This window comes from Nocardiopsis suaedae, from assembly GCF_027706745.1.
Lineage (GTDB): Bacteria > Actinomycetota > Actinomycetes > Streptosporangiales > Streptosporangiaceae > Nocardiopsis_A > Nocardiopsis_A suaedae.
On sequence record NZ_JAQFWP010000035.1, the window covers coordinates 17,819 to 43,977 of the forward strand.

Genomic DNA, 26,159 nt, shown 5'->3' on the forward strand with positions numbered 1-26,159 from the left:
CGGCCTCATATCGGCAGGAACGGGCTCGGGGGGCCGTGCCAGGAGACGAACAACCGCTCCCTCGCCCTCGTGCAGGCCACATAGAGCAGTGACCGCTGCGCCTCCAGGTCCGCCCGGTGCTGGTTCTCGTCCTGTTCGGCCGGGGTCACGTGGTCCATCAGCGGCAGTGCCGCCGCCGTCGCGCCGGTGACCGCGACGGCGCGGAACTCCAGGCCCTTCGCCCCGTGCATGGTGGTCACCCGGACCGATCCGGCCGCGTCCGTCACCGCCTGCTCCCGCGGGTTGAACGCGGCCGCGGGCAGCGACCGCGCCCGCAGGTGGGCGGCGACGGCGTCGCGCTGCCGGTTGGTGCGGGCCGTGACGCACACGTCGGCCGGGGCGATGCCCTCCGCCAGCCAGGTCCGCACCTGCTCGGCGAGGGCGTCCAGCTCGGCGGGCTCGTCGGCGGCGCCGTGCAGCCGGGGCGCGGGGCCGCTGAGCACGCACCGGTCGGCGCCCTCCGGCTCCGGGGCCGACCCGCCCAGCTCCTCGGTGGTGCGGCCGCCGACGATGCCCCCCGCCCAGTCGAGGATCTGCCGGGTGGTGCGGTAGTTGACCCGCAGCGGGTAGGAGCGGCCCACCACGTTGATGCCCAGCCGCTTGAAGGAGACCGTGTTGTCGTAGATGCGCTGGCGGTTGTCCCCGGCGATGAACAGGTCGTCCGGGCCTTCCGGCGCGGCGGCCCGCAGCGTGCGCCACTGCATCGGGTGCAGGTCCTGCGCCTCGTCCACGACGACGCTGGTGTAGGGCGGTTCGTGCCGCTCGGCCAGCAGCCGTGCCGCCTCGGCGTGCATCTCCTCGGCGGGCAGGGCGCGCCCCGTGCGCATGAGGGCGCGGGCGTCGCTGACGGCGTGCCACACGGCGCGCCGCTGGTCGGCGGCGAGCGCGGTGCTGCGCCCCCGCCGCGCGTCGGGGTCGAGGTAGCCCTCGAGGGTGGTGATCTGCTGGGCCATCACCACGTGCCGGTACTCCGAGTACAGGAAGTCCGGCGGGTAGGGCAGGCCGTGCTGGCGGGCGATGTTGGCGAACACGCCCCGGGTGTCGGTGCGCAGCCGGATGTCGGGGTGGGCCTTGCGCACCACGTCCAGGGCCACCTTGTCGATGGTGAGCACGTCCACGTCGTCCAGCAGCGCCGGGTCCAGCAGCAGGGCGAGGTTGCCCTTGAGCGACTCCACGAGCGCGTTCGTGAAGCTGGTGAGCAGGATGCGCCCGTCCAGCGGCAGGTTCTCGGCCAGGTGCTTGACCCGGTGCAGGGCGACGACGGTCTTGCCGGTGCCGGGGCCGCCGGTGACCTTGGCCGGGCCGCCGAAGCGCGTGCGGTAGGCCAGGTCGCGCTGCTTGGGGTGGAGGAAGACGCGCCAGGCGTTGAACTCCCCGGCGAGCACGTCCTCGATCTCCTGGTCGTCGCCGACCACGATGACCCGCTCGCGGGTGTTGCGGATGGCGGCGTCGTAGTCGTCGGTGGAGACCGCGCCCACGCGCGGGCGGCGCGGGGCGACCACCTCCTCCTGCACCCGGCGCACCGGGTGGCCCTCGGCCAGCGCGGTCAGCACCTCGAACTGGTCCTGGGGCAGGGCGGGCCGCCAGGCGTGCAGCTCGGCGGGGGAGGAGAGGGTGCGGGCGAAGCGGCGGATCTCGGGGTCGACGCCGAGCCGCTCCAGGTCCCCGTCGGTGACGGCGTCGAAGGGGCCGTCCGGCCCCGCCCCGGACAGGGCCGCGGCGGGCTCGTCGGGGGCGGTCTTCTCCAGGGCGGCGGCGTCCCGGCGCTCCAGGGTGCCCATCACCCCGTTGACGTCGTGCCGGTGGTCCTGCGCCCAGCCCTCGGCGGTGTCCCGGGGCAGCAGGTGGACGAGCAGGAACGTCTCGCCGGACTCGGGGGCGAGCATCACCCCGGTCCAGGAGTCGCTGATGCGGAAGGTGCGCACCCGCGGGTCCTGCCCCTCGGGCAGGGCACTGATGCGCAGGTCGGGGTGGGCGAGCAGGGCCTCGAGGGGGAGCTCCCTGAACTTCCGGGTGGCCTCGCGCAGGCGCTCCCGTGTGGGCCGGTCGAGCTTGTCGTACTGGGGCAGACACGTCGCGTCGATGGCCAACTGGGGCATGGGCCTCCTCAGGTCCGGCGCGGGCCGCTTGCGTCTCGCCTTACATGCCCGTTTCTATCGGAAAGGGGGGACAAACCTCCCGTGTGGCCCGATCCGGCCATCAAGTCCCCGGAAGGCCGACCTCTTTGGCGTAGAAGTGCGCGAGCGGGTCGTCCTTGTACGGCCCCCACGGCTCTGCGGGGGCGTACCCGCTCGACCGGTACAGCTCGACGGCCTCGGGCTGCAGGTCGCCCGTCATCAGCAGGACCCGACGCCACCCGGCGCGCGCGGCGTCGGCCTCCAGGTGGGCGAGCATGGCGCGGGCCAGGCCGCGCCCGCGGTCCTGTGCGCGCACGTACATGCGCTTGACCTCCGCAGCCCCTCGGTGGACCCGCCATCCCCCGCAGGCGACCGGGCGCCCGCCGTCGTACCCGACGGCGAACGCCCCGTTGGGCGGGGCGAACTCCTCCGGGGCGACGGGGGTCTCGTCCTCGTCTCCGTAGCGGTCGATGTACTCCTTCTGCAGTTCGGCGATGAGCGCACGGGCGTCGGGGTGCGCATAGGCGACGGTGCGGATGTCCATGGGCGGAGATGCTAGAACACGAGGTGCACGATGAGGGCGATGAGCGGGATCGAGATGGCCGTCCGCAGAACGAACAGCGCCAGGCAGTCCCGCAGCCGGATCGGCACGTCCAGTTCCAGCAGCAGCGGAATGGTCGCCGAGAAGAACAGCAGCTGGGTCAACGACAGCACCGCCACGAAGAACTTGGCCTCGACGGCGGCACCGGTGGCGAACAATGCCGGCAGGAACATCTCGCTGACCCCCACCAGGGAGGCCGGGGCGACGATGTCGGCGTCGGGGATGCCCAGCAGCGCGATCACCGGCTCCAGCGGCCGCCCGAGCCAGTCGAAGACGGGGGTGTGCTGGGCGGCCAGCACCGCGGCCGTGCCCACCGCCAGGATCGTCGGCAGGATCACCAGCGCCAGGCGCAGCCCTTCGGCGAACCCGGTGGCGCACTCGCGGCCCACGCCCTGTGCGGTGCCCGCGCGCTCGACCGCCCGCCGCACGGCGGTGCGCAGCAGCGCCCCCTCCGGCTCGGGCTCGGGGCGGGGGTCGGCCGCGTAGGTGTCGGGCTTGCGCGACAGCGGCGGGATGCGCACCAGGACCACGGCCAGGACCACCGACAGCAGCAGCACCGACCCCACGATCAGCGGGAAGTAGGGCATCAGGTCCAGCGTGGCGGCGACCACGGCGAAGAAGCCCAGGCTGACGCTGCTGAAGCAGGTGGCGATGGTGGCCGACTCCCGGGCGGTGTAGCGGCCCTCCAGGTACATGCGGTTGGTGACGTAGAGCCCGATGGAGTAGGAGCCCACGAACGACGCCAGTGCGTCCAGCGCGCCGCGCCCGGGCACCTTGAACAGCGGGCGCATCACCGGCCGGGCGAGCGTGCCGATGAACTCCAGGCCGCCGTAGGAGACCAGCAGCGTCACGAACACCGCGCCGATCGGCACGATCACCGCCACCGCGGTGACGACGCTGCCGAAGATCATCGGTCCGACGCCCTCGTCCAGCACGGTGGCCGGGCCGAGCCCGGACACCACCATCACCGCCAGCACCGCCCCGGCGATGCGGATGAGCGTGAACGCCCAGCCGGTGGCGAACGGCGACAGGTCGATGGGCCCGGTGCGGCCCCGTGTCCGCTGCGCCTTGGCGGCGGCGGTGAGCACCGCCGACAGGGCGACCATGGCCAGCACCGTGTACTCCACGACCGTGGGCGCGCCGTCCCGGATCGCGCTGACCAGCAGGTCGAAGGGGATGGTCCAGGCGCCGTCGACGCGCAGCGGCAGGAGGAAGAAGAACAGCCCGGTGAGGGTGGCGGCGGCGAACCGGAGGGCCGCGGTGCGGGGAGGCGCCGCGGCCTCGGCCGCGGCCCGGGGGGTGTCTGTCATGGGGAGACCTCCGCGACGGGGTGGGACGCGGCCCATTGTTCGCCAGGTCACACCGCCCGCCCCGGCCTTCTGGGTCCCCTGCGGCGGGCGCGGTCCGCTATATCCCCTGTGACCTGCGAAGACGACATCCGCCGTGTCCCGGATTTCAGACAGGAGTTGGGTTCCGGTGCGGATCCGGCCGGTTTCGGGCGCGGGTCGAACCAGGCCGCCGCAGGGGGCGTCCGAATCGGTGGCCCCACGGGTGCGGGCGGCCCCCGGGACGGATGCGGGATCCGGGGAACGGCGGGCGGTCTGAGACCATCGGGGCGGTACCCCCGGGCCGGGAAGAAGGAGCGGATGACCGAGCGCACCCCCCAGCGGCGGCGCCCCGCCGAGGCGCTCTCCCGCCGCCGCCTGGGCGCCTACGCCGCCGCCTGGACGGCCTGGGGCGGGCTCTCCATCACCGCCACCGTCCTGCAGAACGCGCCCGACCTCCTCGACTGGCTGCCCAACGAGGCGATCTGGGGCCTGGTCGTCATCGGCGCCCTGGCCCAGCTCCCGTTCATCGTGCGCGACGTGCGGCGCCGTGCCGTGGGCCGTGTCCCGACCCCCTTCTGGCGCGAGGGCCGCGGCAAGAACCTGCTCCACCCCGAACCCCACTTCACCGGGTACGGCGCGCAGCAGCGGCAGATGCTCCGGCTCTTCCGGGGCTTCCCCAGGCCCGGGCAGCGCGGCCTGGCCGACCGGCTGCGCTCCTGGCGGCGCCGGGGGCGGCAGCGCCCGCCGCTGGTGGTCGTGGTCACCGGCGCCCCGGGCACCGGCAAGAGCCAGCTCGCCAACCGCGTCGCCCGCTATGTGACCGAGCGCTTCCCCGACGACCCCCGCTGGGTGGACCTGACCACCGGCACCAGCCCCGACGAGGAGGACGGGAACGGCGCCGACGACCCGAGCGGGCCCGGCGGGCCCGGCTGGACCCTGATCCGTGTGCTGCCCCGGCGGCTGCGGCGGCTCCCCGGACTGGGCGCCGGCCCCGACGGCGACGACGATCCGGACGCCGAACGGAAGGCCGCGCTGGCCGCCGAGTTCGCGGCGGCGGCCTCCGCGCGCCCCCGCCCCGTCGCCGACCTGCTGGAGGAGCTGCTCGGCGCTTCCGGGGACAGCCCCCGCGGCCCGCGCCGCCACCTGGAGGAGGCCTGGCGCAGCCGCACCGCCGGGCGCCGCCTGCTGCTGGTGCTGGAGAACGCCGAGGACCCCCGCCAGGTCGAGCCGCTCCTGCCGAACAGTCCCGACAGCGCGGTCATCGTGACCGCTCGCGCCCCCTTCCACGACGCCGGGTTCGACTTCGAGAGCGTCTACCTGGAAGGGCTGACCGACGACGAGGGCGCCGAACTGCTCGACCTCCAGGTCGACCTCCCCGCCGACCCCGCCGAGCGGGAGGAGGAGCGCCTCCTGCGCCGCTCGATCGCCGCGCACTGCCACGGCCTGCCGCTCGCGCTGAAGATGTGCGGCACCCGCCTGGCCTCGCACAGCGGGGAGGACACGCGGGAGCTGCTGGAGAAGCTGCGCAGCTCCTCGGTCACCCCGCTGCTGGGGCCCACCGGGTTCCCCACCTCCTTCCTGGGGGTCTTCCGGCTCTGCGGCACCCAGGCCGCACGCCTGCTGCACCGCATGGCCGCCACCGGCATGCAGGAGGCCGCCGACTACAGCGCCGCCGCGCTGCTGGACCTCGACCGCCGCCGCGCCGACGCGGTCCTGAAGGAGCTGGCGGGCCTGTCGCTGATCGAGCCCATCGGCAGCGCCGAGGACGGGGTCCAGCGCTACCGGCAGCACCAGCTCGTGCACGACACCATGCGCAAACTGGGCCCGGCCGAACTGGGCGTGGACCCCGACGAGGCCCTCGCGGCCTGGTCCGACGGACAGGTCGCGGCGGCCGGGCGGCGCCTGGTGGCCGCCTACACCTGGATGGTCGAGCGGGCCGCCGCGGACCTGCACCGGGTCGACGCGGGCTTCCCGCAGCCGCCGATCGCCGGTCCCGCCCCCGGGCCCGGCGACGACGGCGGCCTCGGCCTGGCCGGTCCGGAGAGTCCTCCGGCCTGGCTGGACCGGGAGCGCGAGGTGCTCCTGGGGTGCCTGTGGCTGGCCGCCGACGCGGGCCACGTCGGTCTGGGCTGGCGCCTGGCCCGTTCCGTCGCCGTCATGTGCCAGGTGCTGCGCGCCCACTGGAGCGAGTGGGACCAGGCGGTCGAGGCCCAGCTCGCGTTCGCCTACGGCCACGGGGACCTGCACGCGCTCGGAATGGCCCTGCTGGACGCCTCGGAACTGTCCGGCGCGCGCGGGCAGTACCGGCCCGGCATCATCTACGCCGAGCGCGCCCTCTACGCCTTCGAACAGCAGGGCGTCGACGAGCGCTGGTTGGCGCGGGCGCACCGCGCACGCGGAGTGTGCCTGCAGCGCTGGGGCGAGCTCGACCGGGCCAAGGACGAGCTGGAGCGCGCCGAGGCCGTGATGTCCCGGCACGGCGAGCGGTGGTGGCGCGCGCGTGCGCTGTACAACCTCGCCGAGCTCAACGCCGACATCGGCCACACCGGCCCCGCTTCGGACCTCCTGCGCTGGGCATGCGACATCTTCGCCGAGGAGGGCGACACCGGTCAGAGCGACCTGGCCCGCGTGCTCCTCGCCGAGGTCCACGCGGTCGAGGGGCGGCAGCTCCGGGCCTGGTACGAGCTGACCGACATGAGCGAGCGCTTCCGCGCCGAGGGGCGGCTCTGGTACGCCGCCCAGTGCCTGCGCGCGCTCGGCGGGCTGGAGGAGTCCGTGCTGCGCGCGCAGTGGCGCATGGTCGAGTCGCGGCTCAGGGAGCTGAACCGCATCGCCAAGCGGGCCAGCTTCGATGCCGAGGCCCTGCGGAAGGTACGGGGCCCCGGCGCCACCGCGGCTCTGGGAGGGGCGGTGCAGGACGCCCGCGGCCGCCGCGACCGCCTCGGCGCCGAACTCGCCGACCTGGTCGGCGACGCGGAGGCCGCCCACGCGGTGCGCGAGCGGCCCGAGCCGCAGGTGCTGCGGCGCACGGGCCGGCGGTTGCGCCGGGCCTGGTCCGCGCGCCGCCGCCGCGAGATGGTGCAGGAGTCGATCGTGCTCATGGAGCGGATGGGCGACGAGTGGGGGGTGCACCGCGCCCGCGTGACCCTGGGGCGGGTGCTCGTCGCCGCCGAGAGGTTCCGCGAGGCCGACGCGGCGTTCCGGAGCGCGGCCGAGGGGTTCGCCTCGCTCAGCCAGGCCGGACAGCGCTCCGGCGAGCCCGGCGACAAGCGCTGGGAGGCGCGCACCCACCACATCGCCGCCGAGGACGTCTACCGCAAGGCGTCCCCTCCCGGCCAGGCGGTGGAGCGCACGGTCCCGTCGCGGTACTCCGAGCCGCTGAAGACCGCCCAGGGGCATGCCCTGGAGGCGATGCGGCTGTACCGGGAGCGGGGTAACTCCTCAGGGGAGGTCGCCGCGCGCATCCTGCTCGCCCGCATCATGTGGGTGGACGGTGCCTTCAAACGGGCGGTCGCCCACCACCTCAAGGAAGCGCGCGACCAGGCCTCCGAGCAGTTGGAGCGCACGGCGGACCAGGCCTCCGAGGAGCTGGGGCGGGCGGCGGTGCAAGCGGCCGAGCACGGCTGGGAGGACCTGTACGCCGAGGCCGCCGGGCTCCACAGCACGATCGCCGAGCACTACCCCGAGGTCGCGCGCCGATGGCCGATCCACTGAGTGCGGGCCCGGTAGGGTCGCCTTGTGGGAGCAGCGAAACGGGCGGCACTGGCCGCAGGGAGCGCGGCGGCCGCGGCCCTCGGGCCGACGGCCTGGGTGCAGGCGGCCGCCCTGAGGCGCCGGTTCGGCCCCGAGGAGGTGCCCGACCGGCCGGTGGCCGTCGTACTGGGGGCGGGGATGAAGCCGCACGGCCCGTCCCTGCTGCTGGCGCGCCGCCTCGACCTGGCCGCGTTCCTGCACGGCGCGGGGCGCGTGCGGGCGGTGCTGGTCTCGGGCGACAACCGGGCGGTCTCGGGGCGCGAGACCGACGGCATGGCCGACTACCTGGCCGAGGCCGGCGTGCCCCCGGCGTGCATCGCCGCCGACCCCTACGGCTTCCGTACCTGGGACAGTTTCGTGCGCGCCCGTGACGTCTACGGGATCAACGCCGCCACCGTCGTCACCCAGGAGTTCCACCTGCCGCGCGCGCTGCTGCTGGCCCTGGCGGCCGGGATCGACGCCGTCGGCGTGGGCGACCGCAGCTGGCGCGTGCGGGCCCGCGCCACCGCCCTGGGGTACGCGCGCGAGGTCGGCGCCAACGCCCGCGCCCTGGGCGACGCCTTGGCACGCCCCGAGCCGTACCGCACCTGCCAGCCCCGGGACGACGTGCGCGACGCGCTGCTGGCGGCGGACGCCCTCCGGGTCGCGTCGGAGGCGTCCGAAAGGGGATAATCGGTTCCCATGGACGCGAACACCGGCCGGGGGCCGCTCACAGGAGTGCACGACGTCGAATGGGCGCGGCTGGCGCCCGAGCGCGGGGACGAGATCCCGGGGCTGCTCCAGACCGTCGCCCAAGGCGGCGGAGGGTCCATGGAGGCGGTCACGGCGCTCTATGACATCCTGCGCCACCCCGGGCCGGGGTACGCGGCCGCCGCCGAGGCGGCGCGCTTCCTCGCCGACATCGCCTGCCACCCGGACACGGCCGCGCCGGGCGAGGCGCTGAGCCTGCTGTTCGAGCTGGTGGTCCCGGTGCCGCTGGCGGTCGTCCCGCAGTCCTGGGACCTGGACCTGTGGCGTGACGAGGTGGCCTGGGCGGTCGCGGCCGACCCCGAACAGGCCCGCGAGCAGTACCGGCAGTGGTGCGCCGAGGCCCCGGACGAGCAGTCCTACCGCCGCATGTCCGCCCGTTACGGCGTGCTCGGCCGCGACGGCGGCGCCGCCCTGCTCCAGGCCGAGCTGGACGTGCGCACCGCGGTCACCGAGCGCGCCGAGGCCCTCGCGGGGCTGCTGGAGGGGCGGGAGAACCGCCGCGGGATGAACTCCACCGCCGAGTGGGCCGCGTCCGTCCTGGCGTTCCTGCCCGAGGCGGCCGGCCATGCCGTGCCGCGGATCCGCGCCCGCATGGTGGAGGAGGCCCGGCGGCCGCAGGACGCCGCGGCCGGGCTCCGGATGCAGGACGAGTGGCGCCAGGCGCTGCCGGCCGAGATGGTCGCGCTGGGGATGCTCGCCGACGCGTCGGACGCCACCGCCACCGTGGCACTGGTGAAGGAGCTGGAGTCGGGCAACCTGTACCGGTCGTTCGCGGCCGGGTGCGCGCTGGCGCTCATCCACGGGGAGAACGCCCCCGAGCAGGCCCTGGCCAAGCTCGCCGAGCTGGGCGACACGCGGGTCGGCTTCACCGCGCTGTTCAACGACGCCTGGCCGCACCCGGGCGTGGTCGAGCCGGTCGTGCTGGGGTACGTGGCGCTGGGCCGCTGCCGGGGCGCCGCCGCCGAGCTGCGCGCCGCTATCCTCCCCGGGGCGCTGGCCCACGCCGGGCCGACCGCCGCCGCGGTGGTGGGCGAGGCCCTGGAATCGGTGCTGGGCCCGCGCACCGCGCCGGAGGACCCCGCCGAGGCCATGGAGAAGGCGCTCACCGAGGGCGGCGACGGGGAGCCGGACCGGCTGCTGCGCGTGCTGTGGGCCGTCGCCGAGCTGCCGGCGGCCGACTGGGACGAGCACGGCGTCGGCGACGTGGCGGAGGCCTGGTCCCTGCCCGCCGACCGTGCCGGGTTCCGCGACTTCGTCGGCGTGGACGAGGAGGAGGACGTGGAACCGGCCGCGGAGGCGGTGGACGCCGCGGGCTCCGCGGAAGGGCTCGCGACGCAGCCGAAGACCTCCGGGGAGGGCCCCACAGGCCTGCTCGGCCGCCTCTTCGGCGGGAACTGATCTCCGGGGCCGCCCCGCCCTCAGCGCGGGGCGGCCAGCGCCTCCTCCACGCTCGTCTCCGCCGGGCCGGGGAAGACCGGGTCCGGTCGCAGGGCGGCCTGCGCGGCCGCCTTGTAGCCCGCAGGGAGCTCGCGCGCGTAGCCGTAGACGGTGGCGCTGATCCTCCGGTCCCCGCTCGGGTCGCCCACGCCGACGGCGTCGATCCCGGCCGCGCGGCACAGGCCCACCGCGCGCGGCAGGTGGAAATCCTGTGTCACCACGGTGGCCGCCTCGACGCCGAACACCCCGCGCGCCCGCGCGCACGAGTCCCATGTGCTGAACCCGGCGTAGTCGGCGGCGACCTTCTCCGGCGGCACCCCCACCGCCGCCAGGTAGTCGGCCATCGCGTCGGTCTCGTTGTAGGCCTCGCGGCTGTTGTCGCCGCTGACCAGTACCGCCTCCACCTTCGCCGAGTGGTACAGCTCGGCCGCCAGGTCGAGCCGCCGCGACAGCAGCGCGCGCGGCCGCCCGTCGTCGTCCAGGCCCGCCCCGAGCACCAGCGCCACCGGCCGCTCGGGCGCCTCGTCCACCGTGCCGCGTATGCCGGCGGTGGACCACGCCAGCCAGGAGAAGGGCAGCGGCAGCAGCAGGAGCGCGCTTGCGGCCGCGACGGCGGCGGCCGCGCGCCTGCGTCCGGAGAGCGGGAGGAGCCCGCGGAGTCGACCCATACCGGGTGCGACGGCTGGACCCGGGCGCGAGTTCCCCTGCGGGAGTAGGCTCACGCCCCATGGACGCACTTCCCGCACGGCTGCGTGCGATCGCCGACCTCCAAGCCCCCGAGATGCGCGAGGGTGCGGGGCGGCACGAGTACGACGGCACCACCGGCGACATGTCGAAGGAGGGCGTGCGTGCGGGCCTGGCCCGCCTCGGCGGCGAGGAGCTGGCCGACCCGCACGACGAGGCGCACACCCGGGTGGCCGAGGAGGCGCTGCGCTGCTGGTTCGGGGACCTGCAGGCGCATCGCACCAACCCCCTGGTCCACCTCGACGAGCTCGACCTGTCCTGCTACAGCCGCGAATACGCGCCCGAGGAGGAGCGGCGCGAGGCCCGGTTGAACCACCTCAGGGCGTGGCCGCAGGCGGCCGCGACCGCCGTGGACAGCCTCGACCGCGTCAGCGCCCCCACCGCCCGCGCGCTGCTCGCGGCGGCCCGCGGCCTGGCTGCGGGCATCCCCGACGACACCCCTGAGGACGTGCGGCGCCCCGCGCTCGTCGCCCATGCCGCCCTCGTCTCCCACCTGGAGAAGGCCGCACGCGACGGCGACCCCAGCGCCACCCTGGGCGGGGACGCGCTGGCCCGCCTCATGGGCGTGCGCGACGGGCTCGAGGTGGACCTGGGCCGTCTGGCCGAGCGCGCCGACGCTGAACGCGACCGCCTCATGGAGCGCCTGGCCGAGGCCACCGGCCGCCTCGCCCCCGGCCGCCCCGCGCTGGAGGTCTCCCGCGAGCTGGTGCGCGACCACCCGGGGCCCGAGGGCGTGATGGAGGAGGCGCGCATGTGGACGCGGCTGGCGGTGGACTTCACCCGCGAGCGCGGCCTGGCGCCCTACAGCGACGGCGCCGTGCGCGTCTCGGAGTCGCCGGAGTCGCGCCGCTGGGCCACGGCCATGCTGGCCTGGGCGGGCCCGGGGGAGGCCGACGGCGACACCAACTACTTCATCACCCCGCCCGACCCGGACTGGCCCGAGCAGGACCGCCAGGAGTGGCTGGAGATGTTCAGCGCCACCACCCTCCCGGCGATCTGCGTGCACGAGGTCGCCCCCGGCCACTACTCGCACGGCCGCGCGCTCCGCCGCACGCCCGGGCAGGTGCGCCCGCTGTTCTACTCGGTGGCGTTCATCGAAGGATGGGCGCACTACGCCGAGGAGCTGAGCGTGGAGGAGGGCTTCGGCGCCTACGCCGAGGAGCGCACCGCGGACCGGCCCGGGGCGCGGTTCACCGCCGCCCACTTCGAGGCCGGGGTGTGGCTGGAGGCGCTCATCCGGGTCACCCGCCTGGCCGCCGCGATCGGCGTGCACACCGGGGCGATGACGGTCGAGGACGCGGCGCGCCGGTTCGCCGCGGACACCGCCCTGGCCGGGCCCGCCGCGCTCGCCGAGGCCCAGCGCGCGGTGTTCGACCCCACCTACGGCCGCTACACCTGGGGCAAGCTGGAGATCCAGGCGCTGCGTGAGCGGGCGCGCCGCGAATGGGGAGCGGGCTTCACGCTCCCGCGCTTCCACGCGGCGCTGCTGGAGCTGGGCGCGCCGCCGCTGGGCCTGATGGGGACGGCCCTCGAACGGGGCTGAGCGCGTGCCTGCGCGCCGTCACGCCGGGGAGGGGCCGCCGGGGGGCCGGCGGCCCTTCTCGCCCACCCGCAGCCCCCGCACCGCGTCGGCGGTGGTCTCCAGGGCCGAGCGGCTGTCGGCGTAGCGCAGCTGCGCCAGCCCCACGAAGAGGCAGTCCACCACCGTGAGCTGGGCCAGCCTGCTGGCGGTCGCCCCCGAGCGGAACGTCGTCTCCCGGGCGGCGGTCGTCAGCACGTGGTCGGCGTAGGCGCAGATGGGGCTGCGCGGGAAGTTGGTGACCACCACGGTGGTCGCCCCGCGTCCACGCGCCTCGGCCAGCGCGTTCACCGTCTCGATGGTGGCGCCGCTGTGCGAGACGCCCACCGCGACGTCGCCCGGGCGCAGTACCGCCGCGCTGGTCAGCATCACGTGGCTGTCCGACCAGGCGAACGAGGCCAGGCCGATGCGGTGCAGCTTCTGCTGCAGGTCGGCGCCGACGAACGCGCTGGCGCCCACACCGTAGATGTCGATCCTGCGGGCCGCCCCCATCGCCTCCACGGCCGCCTGCAGCACCTCCGGGTCGAGCTGCGCCCCGGTCTCCTCCACGGCCCGCGCGTCGGTGTAGGCGATCTTCTGCACCACGGTGACCAGCGTGTCGTCCGGGTCGATGTCGCCCACCGGCTCGCGCCCGCTCAGCCCGGCGCCGCGCGCCTGCCCGGCCTCGGTCGCCAGGGCCAGCCGCAGCTCCCGGTACCCGGACAGCTCGATCGTCCGGCAGAACCGGATGACGGTCGCCTCGGAGGTGGAGCAGTCCCGGGCCAGCTGGGTGATGGAGGAGGCGGCCACGCGTTCGGGGTCGTCGATGATGCGCTGCGCCACCCGCTGCTCGGCCGGGGGCAGGGAGGGCAGCAGGGCCCGCACCCGCAGCACGGTGCCGGGGGCCGACGGAGGGTTCGCCGAGTTCGCCATCGCAGAGAGTCTCATGCTCGCTTGGGTCGGAGTCAATCAGAGCGGTGCGCGCGTCGGACGGTTGCGGAGCCGCCACAAGGTGGGCCCCGGCACGGGCAGATTGCGCGGCGCGTGCGCCGCCCGGCACTGTAGAGGGCGAGCACGGATCCCACGACGCCGGGGTGCCCGGAGCAGCGGACCCGCAGGGGAGCAGGTGGCGTACTACGAGTTCGGCGTTCTCGGGCCGCTGAGCCTCACCTACGGGGACGACCCCGTGGAGCTCCGCGGCACCAAGCGCCGCGCCCTTTTGGCCCTGCTCCTGCTGCGGTGCGGCCGGGCCGTGCCGGTCGCCGACATCGTGGCCGCCCTGTGGGGCCCAGACGCCGCCCCCGAGGCGCGCAAGGGGTCGCTGCAGGTGCACGTCGCCCGGCTGCGGGCGGCCCTGGGCGGCGAGTACGGCGGGCGGATCCTGGTCACCGGCGGCGACGGCGGCTACCGGATGGAGCTGCCGCCCGACCGGCTGGACCTGCTGCGCCTGCGGGCGCTGCGCTCCGGGGCCGACCGCGCCGAGCAGGCCGGGGACGCGCTGCGCGCCTACGAGCTGCTGCGCGAGGCGCTCGGGCTTTGGCGGGGCCCGATCCTGGAAGACGTGGTCTCCGCCGTCATCCACGAAGGCGACGCGCGCCATGTAGAGGACGAACTGCTGCACGCCGCCGAGCGCTGGGGCGCCCTGGGGCTGCGCCTGGGCAGGCACGGCGCGCTCCTCCAGGCCTTCAACCGGCTGGCGTCGCGCTTCCCCGAACGCGAGGAGCTGGTGCGCCAGCACATGGTGGCACTGTTCCGCTCGGGGCGGCAGGGGGACGCGCTGGCGGCATTCGGCCGCACCCGCCGCGCGCTGGTCGAGCGTCTGGGCCTGGACCCCGGGCACAAACTCCAGAAGACCTTCGAGGGGATCCTCCACGGCAATCTTGCGGAGGAGGCGGCCGAACCGTCGTCAGTGCCGCGACAGCGCGCGGCGCCGACGGAACCGCCCCGCCCCCACGGGGCCCCACCGCCCCGGCGCGGCTACCCGGTGCCGTTCCAGCTTCCCGCACCGCACCCTCTCTTCGTCGGGCGCACGGCGGAGCTCAGCCGGCTTGACCGGCTGTTGCGCGACCGGCGCGGAACGGCCCGAGTGCTGGTCAGCGGCCCGCACGGGGCGGGGTGTACGGCCCTGGTGCTGAAGTGGGCGGCCCGGGCGGGCGGGTTCCCCGACGGGCGGCTCTACGCCGACCTGCGCGGTGGAGAGGAGTTCAGGCCCGCGCCAGGGGAGATCGCGGCGCGCTTCCTACGCGCGCTCGGCGTGCCCGAGCCCTACCCCGACGCGCTGGAGGAGCGGGCGCCGCTGCTGCGGTCCGCGCTGGCCGCCCGGCGGGTGCTCATGGTGCTGGACAACGCGCGCAGCGTCGATCAGGTGCGCCCGCTGCTGCCCGGGAGTTCGCCGAGCGCGGTCGTGGTCACCAGCCGCTTCTGGCTGGCCGACCTGATGGTGCGCGACGGCGTGCGGGCCGTGGAGGTGGGCGAGCTGTCCGAGGAGGAGGCCGAGCTGATGCTGCGCACCTGTATCGGCGCCGAGCGGGCCGCGGCCGACCCGGGAGGGCTGCGGCGGCTGGTCGCCGCCGCCGGGCGGCTGCCGCTGCCCCTCAGCATGGCCGGGGCGTGGCTGTCCACCCACCCGGGCGCCGCCCCTGCGGAGCTGGCGGCCCGGGTGGAGGACCGCGATGAGGACGCCCCCGCGGTGCGGATGGCCGCCGCGCTGGGCGGCGATCCGCGTTTCCTCATCGGCGGCCGTGAGTAGGAGGGGCGCGGGACAGAGGAGGGGGAAGGCGCCTGGCGAGGGCGACCGTCCCCCGTTCGCCCTGCCAGGCTCGGTGCCCTTCCCCAGGGGGCACCGCATCCCCCCGCGAGCCGTCCGTCCTCCGGCTCGCGGGGAGCCGGACCCCTCCCCGTGCCCGGCCCGCTTTCCTCTTCGGAGGGCGCGCGGCCGCGGGGAAGCGCCGGCCGTGGTGTCCTCCGAGGTCTCCCAATGTGCACGAGGCGGCTTTCACCGCACTGGCGGTCCGCTTTCAGGCAGGCCCGCAGGGCCATCAGCACATCGGAAGCGCCCCCGGCGGGCTGGGGCACGGCCGGGTCCGGACGTCCGGAATGGCCGGAAACGGCCTGAGCCCGGGCGGGGAGTTGCGCCCTAGGCTTCCCCTATGGAACGCGATGTGGTGATCGGTGTGGACGCCGGCGGCACGTCGACCCGGTGCGTGGTCGCCCGCCTCGACGGCCGGGTGCTGTCCCGGGGGAGCGCCGGGGGCGCCAACCCGTTCTCCAGCGCCGACCCGGCGGGCGCCCTGGAGGCGGCTCTCGGGGAGGCGCTCGGCGGTGTCGGGACCGACCGGGTGGCCGCCGCGGTGTTCGGCATCGCGGGGGCGTCGGCGGCCGGGCACGCGCGCGCGTCCGCGGCGGCGGCCCGGGCGTGGCAGGCCGCGGGGCTGCAGAGGGCGCCGCGCGTCACCGACGACATCGCGGTCGCGTTCGCGGCCGGGACGCCCGAGCCCGAGGGGGCGGTCGTGATCGCCGGTACCGGGGCCGTGGCGGCCTATGTCGCCGACGGGAGCGTGCGGCGGCGGTGCGACGGATACGGATGGCTGCTGGGGGACGAGGGCTCGGCCGTGTGGATCGCACTGGCGGGGCTGCGGGCCGCGCTCGCCGGGATCGACGGCAGGGGAGGGGCGACGGTGCTCTCCGAGCGCATGGCGGCGGCGTTGGAGATCGCCCCCGGAGACCCACAGGAGTTCATCCGGACGGTCTACGCGCGGCCGCCTGCGGAACTGGGCGGACTGGCCCCTGAGGTGGCGGGCGCCGCGCAGGAGGGGGACGCCGAGGCGGCGCGCATCTGCCGCGAGGGGGCGGGGCGCCTCCTCGGTGCCTTGGAGGCGGTGCTCCCGTCCGGGGCGGGGGCGCCGATCGTGCTCTCGGGGTCGCTGATGGGCCGCGGACCGGTCGCCGAACGCGTCAGGGCGGGGGTCGGCGAGCGGTTCGGGAGGGCGCCGCTGGCGGCCGCCGACGGGGTGCTCGGCGCCGCGGGGCTGGCCCTCCGGGCCGCCGGGGCCCCGCCGGATGCGCACGCCCGGCTGCTCTCGGGCCGCCGATGAGGAACTCGTCGGCGGATTTCACGTCCGTGGGGGACCCGTGAGGGCCCGTGAGTCGCTAGGGTCGTGCGCATGTCTCAGAAGAATGAAGAGAACGTCGATCCCGCGGGCTCGACCGTGATGTTCCAGAAGTTCGTCTCCGAGAACGACGAACCGCAGGCCCCGCCGCGCCGCCCCATCACCCCCTACGTCCTGGCCGGGGCGGGGGCGGTCGTGGCGATCGCCATCATCGTCGCCGTGGTGGTGACGTGGAGCTGACCCTCCCGGCGGACCATGCACGCTGAGGCCCCCACCTTCCACACCACCGGGGAAGGTGGGGACACGGGCGGCCCCGGGCACGGCGTCCTCAGGGCACGGAGTCCCCAGGGAAACCTGTTCGCGACCGCTCCGGGAGGCTGCTAACCTTGACGGCGTCGGACGGAGCCGAGCAGGCGGAATCCGGCACGCGCCATTAGCTCAATTGGCAGAGCAACTGACTCTTAATCAGTGGGTTTGGGGTTCGAGTCCCTGATGGCGCACAGCAGAAACCCCAGGTCAGAACCGCTTTAACGCGGGTTCGGGCCTGGGGTTTCGCCGTTCCCGGCCCTTCTGCCGCGCCCCGGCGCCGCTGCCGGGGGCACCTGCCCTGACATCTGTCATGGGATCTTGTGGCAGATGCAACCGCGATGTATTGCAAGCGGCACTGTTCTCCGATCGCGGTGCCCGCGAGGATGAGCGGCGGTGGACTGCCACCGGAATCGTTCTCGCCGATGGGAGCCGCGCGTCTGATGCAGGAGGAGGACCACTACGGGTTCCAGCGCAACATTCGCGCCACCCGCTGGACCCTTCCCGTCCCCTTCGGCGTGCTGGTGGTCGTTTTCGGTCTGGGGGCGGCCGAAGAGCTGCTGCGCCATGCGGGAGCGGGGCTGACGGGGGCCATCACGGCCGTCTACGCCGCGCAGGCCGTCGCGGCTCTCGTGATCGCCGCGCGCTCGCTGGAACGGGCCGATGCGCCTCCGGCACTCCTGCTGCAGGTGGTCATCACAGGACTGACCGCCGTGGAACTCGGTGTCCTCCACCCGGCCGTCGCGCACGGCTGGCTGACCGGAATCCACACCTACTCGGCCTACCTTCTCGCCGTACTCCCGGCCGCAGCCGTCTGGGCGATGCGGAGCCGGCGGGTGATGAGCACCCTGGCCATCGTGAGCGGCATCGCCGCGGCGGGGCACCCGCACCCGGGAGCGGCGCTGGCCGTCATCGCGGGCACCTGGGGGGCCGCGATCGCGATCGTCCACCTGTACGCCTGGAGCATCGCCATCATGCGCCGACTGGAGAGCGCGCACCGGACCGAAGCCCTCCTCGCCGTCGCCGAGGAGCGGTTGCGCTTCGCCCGCGACCTCCACGACACCCTCGGCAGGACCCTCGCCGTCGTGGCGCTCAAGTCCGAACTGGCGGGACGGCTGAGCGGCGACCCGCGGGCGCAGGCGGAGATGGCAGAGGTGCAGGCACTGGCGGCGTCCTCCCAGGAGGAGATCCGGGAGGTCGTGCGCGGCTACCGCCGCGTCGACCTGGAGACGGAGCTGGAGGGCGCCCGGTCCGTGCTCGCCGCGGCCGGTGTCGACGTCCGGGTGTCCGGGGCCGATGCCGTCGGCGGGCTGGGGCGCGAGGACCGGTCCCTGCTGGGCTGGGTGGTCAGAGAAGGGGCGACCAACGTCATCCGCCACTCCCGCGCGACCCGCTGCAGCGTGGCGTTCGAAACGGGTCCGGAGGACGCGGCGGTCACGATCGTGAACGACGGGGTGCGGCGCGGGCCGGACAAGGGCGTCCGCCCCGCGGATCCCGGACGCGGCCCGGGAACGGGGCTGGCCGGGCTGCGGCAGCGGCTGGCCGATCACGGCGGCACGGTCGAGCACGGCGGCGACGGCCGCACCTACCATCTGCGCGCACGCATCCCCCGGGGACAGGAGTAGCGATGATCCGAGTTCTTCTGGCCGAAGACGAGCACCTGATCCGCGAGGCGATGGGGGCGCTCCTCACGCTCGAACTCGACCTCGACCTGGTCGCGCAGGCGTCCTCGGGCCCCGAGGCGGTCGCGGCCGCGCGCACGCACCGGCCCGACGTCGCCGTCCTCGACCTGCAGATGCCCGGGTACAACGGGATCACCGCGGCCAAGGAGATCCTGCGGGGCGACGCCGACTGCACCGTTCTGATCGTGACCGGCCACGGCATCCCCGGGAACCTCAAGCGCGCGCTCGAGGCCGGCGTCGCCGGGTTCGTGCCCAAGACCACCTCCGCGGCCAAGCTCGCCGATGCGATCCGCACCGTCCACGGCGGGGAACGGTACATCGACGCCTCGCTCGCCGCCGACGCCATCGCGGCGGGCGACTCGCCGCTCACGGCGAGGGAGACCGAGGTCCTCTCCCATGCCGGGGACGGCGCGCCGGTCACCGAGATCGCCGAACGCGCCTTCCTCGCTCCGGGCACGGTGCGCAACTACCTTTCGTCCGCCCTCACCAAGCTCGGCGCGGGAAACCGGCACGAGGCCGTGTACCTGGCCCGCGACCGCGGCTGGATCTGACCCGTTCACCCGTCAGGATCCGAACCCGCTCCAGGCCCGCCGCTCCAGGCGCTCCATAGGGCGGCGTAAGGCCCGCCCCGCGACACCAGGTCACCGTGGGGGCCCAGCTCGACGATCCGTCCTTGCTCCATGACGGCGATGCGGTCGGCGTCGCGCGCCGTCTGGAGCCGGTGTGCGATCGCGACCACAGTGCGGCCTTCCAGCAGCTCCGCCAAGGACCGCTCGGTGGCGCGGGCCGTGGCCGGGTCGAGCAGGGCCGTGGCCTCGTCCAGCACGATCGTGTGCGGGTCGGCGAGCACCACCCGCGCCAAAGCGAGCTGCTGTGCCTCCGCCCCGCTCAACGGGTTCCGGTCGCCGCCGAGCACCGTGTCCAGCCCGTCCGGGAGCGCTGACGCCCAGGACGCGCCGACCGCCTCCAGCGCGTCGGCCAAGCGCGCGTCGTCGGCGTCCGGGGCGGCGATCAGCAGGTTGTCGCGCAGCGTGTCCCTGAAGACGTGCTGCTCCTGCACGATGAGCACGACCTGGCGCCGTAGGCGCTCCGGGGGAAGCTCGGCGATGGGGACACCGCCGACGGTGACCGTGCCCGTGCGGGGACCGTCCAGGCCCGCCAGGAGCCGACCGAGGGTCGACTTGCCCGCGCCGGAGGCGCCGACCACCGCGATGCGCTCTCCCGGTTCGATGTCCAGGGAGACCCCGGTGAGGACGTCGTCCCGGCCCCCGTAGGCGTAGCGCACCCCGTCCATACGGATCCGGTCGTCCGCGGGCTCCCGCGCGGCCGGGGGCGGTCCGGGCGGCACCGCCCCCAGCCCTTCGGCGCGCGCGAACGACGCACCGCTCGCTTGGAGCTGTTCGACCCAGAGCATCGCCGCCTCGATGGGCCCAGACAGCTGTCGGAGCAGCATCGCCGCGGTGACCACGGTGCCCAGGGTGGCCTGGCCGCTGAGGTGGAACGCCCCGCCGACCAGGAGGACGCCGACGAGGGGCAGCAGCGAGGAGATGTCGATGGCGGGGAGCAGGACGGTCCGCAGCCGCAGCGTGCCCAGCCGGGTGCGGTGGGCCTCCGCGATCGCCGCGTCCGCCGCTCGGAGGCGCTCCTCCTGCAGGCTCAGCGCCTCGACGGTGCGGGCCCCGGCCGCCGTGCCGGTCAGGACCTCGGCCAACCCGGAATTGGCGGCGCCCTCGGCGAGGTAGGCGCCGCGGGCGCGCTTGAGGTACCAGCGCAGGGCCGCGGCGAGGACGACGAGGGCGCCCAGGGCGCACGCGCCCAGGAACGGGTCCAGGACGAGCACGGCGACGACGAGGAGGAGCCCTTGGGAGGCCGCGACGAACAGCTCCGGCAGGGCGGTCCGCAGGACGGTGGAGACCCGGGCGATGTCGGCCGTGCCGCGGGCGGTCAGGTCGCCCACCGGCGCCTGGTCGGCCACCGGGGGAGGCAGGTCGAGCAGGCGGCGCATGAACCTCTCCCGGAAGCGCAGGGCGATGCGCTCCCCGAAGCGGTGGCCCAGGGACAGCGCACGGCGGGTCAGCAGGATCTGCGCCAGGACGGCGAGCACGATCATCATGGCGAGCCGGTCCACCTCGGCCAGGGCGCCCGGCCCCGGGGCGGCCGCCACGGTGTCCACGATGGAGCCGAGCAGCCACGAGGGCAGCAGCCCGGCGACCGCGGCCAGGGCGTTCAGCGTGAGCAGCGCCGCGAACATGCCGCGGTCGGCCCGGACCTCCCGGAGGACGGCGCGGCGGACCTCGGCGCGGCTCGCGACGGGCAGGGGCGCGGTCATGGTCCCTCCTCCCCCGGGGCGGCTCCCCGCGACACGAGCTCCCGGTACCCCGGGTCGGCGCGGAGGAGGCCGCGGTGGGTGCCGGTGGAGGCGACCCTGCCGTCGGCGATGTGGACGACGGTGTCGGCGTGTTCGAGCACCAGCCGGGACGTGGTCGACACCAGCGTGGTCAGCCCGGTGCGCGCCGCCTTCAGGCGGGCGGCCGTGACCGCCTCGGTGTGGGCGTCGAGCGCGGAGGTGGGCTCGTCCGCGAGGAGCACCTCGGGCCGGGCATGGACGGCGCGGGCGAGCCGCAGGCGCTGCGCCTGGCCCCCGGAGAGCGTGCGGCCCCCGGACGCGACGGCGGAGTCGAGGCCGTCGCCCAGCGTTTCGGCGACGTCGGTGGCCGCGGCGGTGTGCAGGGCTTCGCGTACCGCGTCGTCGTCGGGGTCCGTCCGGCCCGCGACGACGTCCCGGACGGACCCGGGGAACAGGTGGGCGGCGGTGTCGGCGACCAGGATGCGCTCCCGCACCCGGTCAAGGGGGAACCGTGCCATGGGGACGCCGCCCCATTCAACGTCCGAGTCGGTGAAGCGCCCCAAGCGGTCGATGACACCGGTGGCGTCCGCGGGGCGGGCTCCCACGAGCGCGGTGAAGCGGCCGCCTTCGACGCGCACGCCCGAGTGCGGGTCGTACAGGCCGCTCCCCGGCTCCGGCGTCCGTGCGGTCGGCCCGGGCCCGATGGCGCGGGAGGAGGAGGTGTCGGGCTCCATGCCGAGGAACGCGGTCACCCGCCGGGCCGCGACCAGGCCGCGGGTGATGTCCCCGGCCCCTTCTATCAAGAACGAGACGGGGACGACGAGCACCGCCGCGTACCCGTACACGGCGACGAGGTCCCCGACGGTGATGGCCCCCGCCGCGGCCATTCTGGCGCCGCTCCAGGTCACGGCGGCGAGGAAGAGGGCGGGCAGCCCCGCTCCCAGCGCCCCGATCCGGCTCGCGGCGGCCCCGACGCGGTGGCCCTCGCCGCGCAGCGCCCGGGAGGCGGCGGCGTACCGCCCGGCGACGGCCCCTTTCCCGCCGAACCCGTTGAGGACGCGCAGCCCGGAGACGGTGTCCACGAGGCGGGCGGTGAGCGCCCCGTCGTGCTCGCGGTAGCGGTCGCCGGTGCGGGACAGGCGGCGCAGCAGCGGCCCGACGGCGATCCCCAGCACGGGGACGCCCGCGAGCACGATCGCGGCGAGGACGGGGGAGATCGAGAAGAGGACCGCCGCGACGGCGGCGTAGGCGGCGACCGCCCCGACGCCCGGACCGGCAACGGTCAGGGTCTGGGCGATGACCTGCACGTCGGACATGCCGATCGCGGACACCTCCCCGGCGGTCATGCGGCGGGGGAGCGCGGCGCCCAGGAGCGTGGACCGGTGCACCGCCGTGCGGACGGTGCGCAGGGAGGCGTCCATCCGGATCCTCGACATCGTCCGGTGGCGCAGGGTGGCGAGGGCGGCGGTGAGCAGGCCGGTGCCGAGCAGGGCGGACACCCACAGGAGGAAGCGGCCGCCGTCACCGGCGGCGAGCCCGTCGTCGATCGCGCGGGAGAGCAGGTGGGGCGGGAGTGCCAGGCCCAGCATCCAGGCGGTGCCCAGGGCGGCCCCGAGCGCGACGCGGCCCTTCTGGCGGGCCGCCAACCAGACCAGGTACCGGGCGGGTGTCGGGGGAGGCGCTGAAGGGGGCACGCGGTCACCGTAAGCGGAGACGCCGCGCCCGGGCCTGGGCCCCCGGAGGGCCGTCGACTGTCGCACGCGGCCGTCACGCCGGTCGCCGAGCCTCGGCGCCCGCACCATCCGTGCCCACCGAAGGGCGACCCGGCGCAAGAGCGAGACCCTCGCCGGGGCGGGCACCGGAGATCGTGGTTCCAGGCGCCTGGGTGAGCCGTCGGTGAACACGGAGTGGGCGCTGCGGTCCGACCGCGCCGCGGGTGGCGCCGGTGAACGCCGCCTACCAGGCGGGCAGGTCCCGGGCTTCGGTCGTCTCCGAAACCGAGCCGAACCGGCGGATCCGGCCACCCGCTCCGAAGCGCGGCCATCCCGGGTCCCCGGTGCGGGCGAACGCGATCCACGCCGAATGCATCTCCTCGGCCAATGCCTCTGGGCCCCCATCCGGCCCCGTCAACGCCTTCGGGCCGTGTAGCCCTGACGCGGTCAGCCGGTCGAAGACGAACGGCAGCTCCAGCGCGTGAGCTGCGCCGAGTCGCCCGTCGAGCGCGGTCGACCGCCAGGCGAACTCGTAGACGTGGGCGCCGCCGTGCGCTTCGGCGAGTCTGCGGGTGCCGACGCCGAACAGCGCGTCGCCCAGGATGGCCGACCGCAGCTCGCCGGGGCCGGCGCCCGGCCGCTGCGCTTGATAGGCCGCGACGAGCCGGTCGGGGTCGCGGTGGGCACGGGCCGCGGTGGCATGCACGTCCTCGGCGGTCGAGGCGGCCAGTTCGCCCTGCGGAGCGAGGTAGAGGTTGCCCTCTTCCGCGGTGGTGCCGATGAGCAGGCCGACATCGGCCAGGCGGCTTTCGGCCGGTTGGCGGTCCAGTACCAGGCTGAACGGGCTGAGTCCCATGAGCGGGTCGGTGCGGTCCGCCGTGTGCAGGTCGATCCCGGCGATTCTGGGGACGGCTGCGACCAGATCCTCGTCGGGTACCGCGGCGAAGCCGTCCGCGTCCGGTGCCACGCCCAGCACCCCTGCGGCGGCTCGGGCCACCCGAGCGGCCTGCTCAGGGGAGAACGCGCCCAGCCCGCTGCCGCTCTGCAGGATCGCCCGATGGAACAGGCCGGTGGCCCGCGGATCGGCGAGCAGGCCCCCGACCATCGTCGCGCCGGCCGATTGGCCCGCCAACGTCACGTTTCCGGGGTCGCCCCCGAAACCCGCGATGTTGCGCTGCACCCATCGCAGGGCCGCGAGCACGTCGAGCAGTCCCCGGTTGCGCGGCGCGCCGGGAAGGTCCAGGAACCCGGCCACACCCAGCCGGTAGTTCAGCGTTACGACGACGACGCCGTCGCGGGCGAAGGCCGCCCCGTCGTGCAGCGGTGCGCGGCTGGAGCCGGCGACGAACCCGCCGCCGTGCACGAACACCAGGACCGGGCTGCGGCGAGCCTCCCTCGGGGCCCAGATGTCCACGGTCAGGTATTCCTCGCCCTTCACCCAGCCGGGGCCGAAGTACGGCGACATGTCCAGTTCACCGAAGGCGTCCCGGCGGGGTTGCGGCGCGGTTGGGCCCGGCGACGTCGCGTCGCGCACGTTCGTCCAAGGACGCGGCTGCGCGGGCGGGGCGAATCGGTCGGCACGGGCGGGCGCCGCCGCGTAGGGCAGGGATAGGAAGCGGGCCGCGGTGCCTTCGAGGGTGCCGCGGACTGCACCTTCGGTGGTCTGCACGATCGGATCGGACACGTTGCGCTCCTGCTCTGTAGCTGTTCGCTGGTTCCGGGCTCGGCGTCAGATCCGGGCGAAGGGCGCCCATTCCCCGACGGCGAACCCGTCGCCCTCCCGCGTGACCTCCGCGCCGCCGTGGCCGCCCAGATGGGCGGGAAACAGCAAGGCGCGGGTGTCGGCGGCCTCGCCCAGCAGCCGGCGCCGGGTGGCCCGGGACTCGGCCGGGTCTTCGCAGAAGCAACTGTTGGCGTCGGGTTCCACGATCTGCAGCGCACTGTGCACCAGGTCCCCCACGAAGAGCGCCCGGTCGCCGCGCGAAGCCAACCGCACCACGGAGGAGCCCGGAGTGTGCCCCGGTGCGGCCTCCAGGCGCAGGTCGGCGTCGATGGTGTGGCCGTCCTCCCACAGCTGCGCCTGTCCGGCGTCGAATACCGGGGCCACGCTGTCCTCGAACACGTTCTGGTTTCCGCGGCCCAGCCGCGGCGTGTGGCCGTTCGCCGGATTCCAGAAGTCGAAGTCCGCTCTGGGCATCAGGTAGGTGGCGTTGGGGAACGTCGGAACCCACTCGCGGCCGGCGAGGCGGGTGTTCCAGCCGACGTGGTCGACGTGGAGATGGGTGTTGACCACCAGGTCGACGTCCTCGGGCGCCAGACCGGCCCGGGCCAGCTCGCCCAGGAAATCGCTCTCCCTCCGGCTCCAGACCGGCGAGTAGGGGCGTTCCTTGTGGTTGCCCACGCCGGTGTCGATCAGGATGTTCCGGCCCTCGCTGCGCAGCAGCCAGGTCTGGATGGCACTCACGACGACGTCGGCGTCGGCGTCGACGAAGTCCGGCGTGAGCCAGGGGCCGTGCTTCCGCCAGGCCGCCTCCGGCGCCTCGGGGAAGAAGGTTCGCGGAGCGATGTCGACCGGTCCGAAGTACTCCACGAGGCGGGTGAGCGTGACGTCACCCAGCACGATCTCCTGATGGTGTTCCTGCACTGCCTGCTCCGCTTCGTGCTCGGCGTCGTTTCCCGGTCAGGATCCGTCGCCCGCGTCGGGGCAGCCAGCCCTCTGCTCTGCGTATCCGCGCCAGGGATAGGCTCACAGCGGCGGGAGCAGGGTCCCGGCGCCTAGGCTGCCCGTATGACGACTTCACGGGAGGCCGGGCCGGCGGCCGCGGACCGGCTGGGCGATTTCCTGAGGGCGCGTCGGGAGCGGCTGCGGCCCGAGGACGCGGGCTCGGCGGCACTGCCCGGGCGCAGGCGTGTGGCCGGTCTGCGGCGTGAGGAACTGGCGCTGCTGGCGGGGGTCAGCGTGTCCTACTACACGCGGCTGGAGCAGGGGCATGCGGCCAACGCCTCCGACGCCGTGCTGGACGCCATCGCGCGGGCCCTGCGGTTGGACGAGCACGAGGCCGAGCACCTGCGGGAACTCGCTGCGCGGCGCCCCCGGCGACTGGAGCGGCCGGCGCCGGAGCGGGTCGACTCCCCCACCCATGACCTGTTGCGCTCGCTGGGCGATGTGCCCGCGATGGTCCTGGGCCGCCGCACGGACGTGCTGGCCTGGAACCCTATGGCCCGTGCCCTGCTGGCCGGGCACCTGGACCCGGCTGCGCCGGACCGCTGCGAGGAGCCGCCGAACCTGGCGCGAATGCTGTTCCTGGACCCCCACACTCGGGACCTGTACGTCGACTGGGAGCGCAAGGCGCGGGCGGTCGTGGGGAGTCTGCGGCTGGTCGCGGGCCGCCACCCGGAGGACGGGGTGCTGGCGTCACTGGTCGGTGAGCTGTCCGTGCAGTCGGAGGAGTTCGCCGAGCTGTGGAGCGACCGCCGGGTCAAGCCGTGTGAGGCGGACCGCTACCGGTTGCGCCACCCGCTGGTGGGCGAACTCACCGTTGCGCAGCAGGTGTTCGCGGTAGCCCGCTCACCTGAGCAGTCGCTGGTGGTGGTCACTACCGAGGAGGGATCCTCCGCCGCCGACTCGCTCAAGCTGCTGTCCCGGTTCGCGGAACCGGACAGCGCAGAGAGGTGA

The 26,159-nt window shown here is 75.0% G+C and carries 19 protein-coding genes and 1 tRNA gene; 11 read left to right on the forward strand and 9 right to left on the reverse strand.

Going from position 1 to position 26,159, the window contains the following annotated elements:
- Positions 1–5: 5 nt before the first annotated feature.
- The 3 genes from O4U47_RS18210 to O4U47_RS18220 all read right to left on the reverse strand — a co-directional run bounded on the left by O4U47_RS18210 (position 6) and on the right by O4U47_RS18220 (position 4,067).
- The gene (locus tag O4U47_RS18210; RefSeq protein ID WP_270679092.1) at positions 6–2,138 is read right to left on the reverse strand and encodes a 3'-5' exonuclease; all 2,133 of its coding nucleotides are present in this window, start codon (positions 2,136–2,138) and stop codon (positions 6–8) included.
- Between the two features lie 100 nt (positions 2,139–2,238).
- Entirely contained in the window at positions 2,239–2,700 is a 462-nt protein-coding gene (locus O4U47_RS18215; RefSeq protein ID WP_270679093.1) for a GNAT family N-acetyltransferase, read from the reverse strand.
- Between the two features lie 11 nt (positions 2,701–2,711).
- On the reverse strand, positions 2,712–4,067 hold the full coding sequence (locus O4U47_RS18220; RefSeq protein ID WP_270679094.1) for a YjiH family protein: 1,356 nt from the start codon (positions 4,065–4,067) through the stop codon (positions 2,712–2,714).
- A 336-nt stretch (positions 4,068–4,403) separates the two neighbouring features.
- Between O4U47_RS18220 and O4U47_RS18225 the strand changes: the two genes are divergently transcribed.
- Genes O4U47_RS18225 through O4U47_RS18235 form a run of 3 tightly spaced genes read left to right on the forward strand, consistent with a single transcriptional unit; the run spans position 4,404 to position 9,986 of the window.
- A complete protein-coding gene (locus O4U47_RS18225) occupies positions 4,404–7,799 on the forward strand; it encodes an NB-ARC domain-containing protein (protein ID WP_270679095.1) in 3,396 nt (1,131 codons plus the stop codon).
- A 24-nt stretch (positions 7,800–7,823) separates the two neighbouring features.
- A complete protein-coding gene (locus O4U47_RS18230; RefSeq protein WP_270679096.1) occupies positions 7,824–8,510 on the forward strand; it encodes a SanA/YdcF family protein in 687 nt (228 codons plus the stop codon).
- 9 nt (positions 8,511–8,519) lie between these two features.
- A complete protein-coding gene (locus tag O4U47_RS18235; RefSeq protein ID WP_270679097.1) occupies positions 8,520–9,986 on the forward strand; it encodes a hypothetical protein in 1,467 nt (488 codons plus the stop codon).
- Positions 9,987–10,006: 20 nt separating this feature from the next.
- Here the strand turns inward: O4U47_RS18235 and O4U47_RS18240 are convergent, their stop codons facing one another.
- The gene (locus O4U47_RS18240) at positions 10,007–10,693 is read right to left on the reverse strand and encodes a SanA/YdcF family protein (RefSeq protein ID WP_270679098.1); all 687 of its coding nucleotides are present in this window, start codon (positions 10,691–10,693) and stop codon (positions 10,007–10,009) included.
- A 59-nt stretch (positions 10,694–10,752) separates the two neighbouring features.
- On the opposite strand from O4U47_RS18240, the gene O4U47_RS18245 reads away from it, so the two are divergent.
- Positions 10,753–12,312 carry a DUF885 family protein gene (locus O4U47_RS18245; protein WP_270679099.1) on the forward strand — a complete coding sequence of 520 codons (1,560 nt, stop codon included), beginning with the start codon at positions 10,753–10,755 and terminating at the stop codon, positions 12,310–12,312.
- Positions 12,313–12,330: 18 nt separating this feature from the next.
- Here the strand turns inward: O4U47_RS18245 and O4U47_RS18250 are convergent, their stop codons facing one another.
- Positions 12,331–13,260 (reverse strand): MurR/RpiR family transcriptional regulator, encoded by a 930-nt coding sequence (locus O4U47_RS18250; protein ID WP_270679100.1) that lies wholly within the window; start codon positions 13,258–13,260, stop codon positions 12,331–12,333.
- Between the two features lie 193 nt (positions 13,261–13,453).
- On the opposite strand from O4U47_RS18250, the gene O4U47_RS18255 reads away from it, so the two are divergent.
- The 6 genes from O4U47_RS18255 (at position 13,454) to O4U47_RS18280 (ending at position 18,975) form a co-directional block, all read left to right on the forward strand.
- Entirely contained in the window at positions 13,454–15,076 is a 1,623-nt protein-coding gene (locus O4U47_RS18255) for an AfsR/SARP family transcriptional regulator (RefSeq protein ID WP_270679101.1), read from the forward strand.
- Between the two features lie 400 nt (positions 15,077–15,476).
- Positions 15,477–16,421, forward strand: coding sequence for an N-acetylglucosamine kinase (locus O4U47_RS18260; RefSeq protein WP_270679102.1), 945 nt, complete (start codon positions 15,477–15,479; stop codon positions 16,419–16,421).
- A gap of 69 nt (positions 16,422–16,490) precedes the next feature.
- On the forward strand, positions 16,491–16,676 hold the full coding sequence (locus O4U47_RS18265; RefSeq protein WP_270679103.1) for a hypothetical protein: 186 nt from the start codon (positions 16,491–16,493) through the stop codon (positions 16,674–16,676).
- Between the two features lie 187 nt (positions 16,677–16,863).
- Positions 16,864–16,936: transfer RNA gene (locus O4U47_RS18270), tRNA-Lys, on the forward strand.
- A gap of 231 nt (positions 16,937–17,167) precedes the next feature.
- Positions 17,168–18,367, forward strand: a complete 1,200-nt coding sequence (locus tag O4U47_RS18275; protein ID WP_270679104.1) for a sensor histidine kinase — start codon at positions 17,168–17,170, stop codon at positions 18,365–18,367.
- A gap of 2 nt (positions 18,368–18,369) precedes the next feature.
- On the forward strand, positions 18,370–18,975 hold the full coding sequence (locus O4U47_RS18280; protein ID WP_270679105.1) for a response regulator transcription factor: 606 nt from the start codon (positions 18,370–18,372) through the stop codon (positions 18,973–18,975).
- 5 nt (positions 18,976–18,980) lie between these two features.
- Here the strand turns inward: O4U47_RS18280 and O4U47_RS18285 are convergent, their stop codons facing one another.
- The 4 genes from O4U47_RS18285 to O4U47_RS18300 form a co-directional block, all read right to left on the reverse strand.
- On the reverse strand, positions 18,981–20,753 hold the full coding sequence (locus tag O4U47_RS18285) for an ABC transporter ATP-binding protein (RefSeq protein ID WP_270679106.1): 1,773 nt from the start codon (positions 20,751–20,753) through the stop codon (positions 18,981–18,983).
- Positions 20,750–22,465, reverse strand: a complete 1,716-nt coding sequence (locus O4U47_RS18290; RefSeq protein WP_270679107.1) for an ABC transporter ATP-binding protein — start codon at positions 22,463–22,465, stop codon at positions 20,750–20,752. Before O4U47_RS18290 ends, O4U47_RS18285 begins: the two co-directional genes overlap by 4 nt.
- Positions 22,466–22,727: 262 nt before the next feature.
- Positions 22,728–24,167, reverse strand: coding sequence for a carboxylesterase/lipase family protein (locus O4U47_RS18295; RefSeq protein WP_270679108.1), 1,440 nt, complete (start codon positions 24,165–24,167; stop codon positions 22,728–22,730).
- A gap of 45 nt (positions 24,168–24,212) precedes the next feature.
- Entirely contained in the window at positions 24,213–25,127 is a 915-nt protein-coding gene (locus O4U47_RS18300) for an MBL fold metallo-hydrolase (protein ID WP_270679109.1), read from the reverse strand.
- 144 nt (positions 25,128–25,271) lie between these two features.
- Between O4U47_RS18300 and O4U47_RS18305 the strand changes: the two genes are divergently transcribed.
- On the forward strand, positions 25,272–26,159 hold the full coding sequence (locus O4U47_RS18305; RefSeq protein ID WP_270679110.1) for a helix-turn-helix domain-containing protein: 888 nt from the start codon (positions 25,272–25,274) through the stop codon (positions 26,157–26,159).

Excerpts from the sequence above, each read along its gene's own strand:
- O4U47_RS18275 (WP_270679104.1), top strand. The coding sequence starts at position 17,168 with ATGGGAGCCGCGCGTCTGATGCAGGAGGAGGACCACTACGGGTTCCAG.
- O4U47_RS18250 (WP_270679100.1), bottom strand. The coding sequence starts at position 13,260 with ATGGCGAACTCGGCGAACCCTCCGTCGGCCCCCGGCACCGTGCTGCGG.
- O4U47_RS18235 (WP_270679097.1), top strand. The coding sequence starts at position 8,520 with ATGGACGCGAACACCGGCCGGGGGCCGCTCACAGGAGTGCACGACGTC.
- O4U47_RS18265 (WP_270679103.1), top strand. The coding sequence starts at position 16,491 with ATGTCTCAGAAGAATGAAGAGAACGTCGATCCCGCGGGCTCGACCGTG.
- O4U47_RS18225 (WP_270679095.1), top strand. The coding sequence starts at position 4,404 with ATGACCGAGCGCACCCCCCAGCGGCGGCGCCCCGCCGAGGCGCTCTCC.
- O4U47_RS18215 (WP_270679093.1), bottom strand. The coding sequence starts at position 2,700 with ATGGACATCCGCACCGTCGCCTATGCGCACCCCGACGCCCGTGCGCTC.
- O4U47_RS18220 (WP_270679094.1), bottom strand. The coding sequence starts at position 4,067 with ATGACAGACACCCCCCGGGCCGCGGCCGAGGCCGCGGCGCCTCCCCGC.
- O4U47_RS18245 (WP_270679099.1), top strand. The coding sequence starts at position 10,753 with ATGGACGCACTTCCCGCACGGCTGCGTGCGATCGCCGACCTCCAAGCC.
- O4U47_RS18285 (WP_270679106.1), bottom strand. The coding sequence starts at position 20,753 with ATGACCGCGCCCCTGCCCGTCGCGAGCCGCGCCGAGGTCCGCCGCGCC.
- O4U47_RS18280 (WP_270679105.1), top strand. The coding sequence starts at position 18,370 with ATGATCCGAGTTCTTCTGGCCGAAGACGAGCACCTGATCCGCGAGGCG.
- O4U47_RS18260 (WP_270679102.1), top strand. The coding sequence starts at position 15,477 with ATGGAACGCGATGTGGTGATCGGTGTGGACGCCGGCGGCACGTCGACC.
- O4U47_RS18240 (WP_270679098.1), bottom strand. The coding sequence starts at position 10,693 with ATGGGTCGACTCCGCGGGCTCCTCCCGCTCTCCGGACGCAGGCGCGCG.
- O4U47_RS18210 (WP_270679092.1), bottom strand. The coding sequence starts at position 2,138 with ATGCCCCAGTTGGCCATCGACGCGACGTGTCTGCCCCAGTACGACAAG.
- O4U47_RS18305 (WP_270679110.1), top strand. The coding sequence starts at position 25,272 with ATGACGACTTCACGGGAGGCCGGGCCGGCGGCCGCGGACCGGCTGGGC.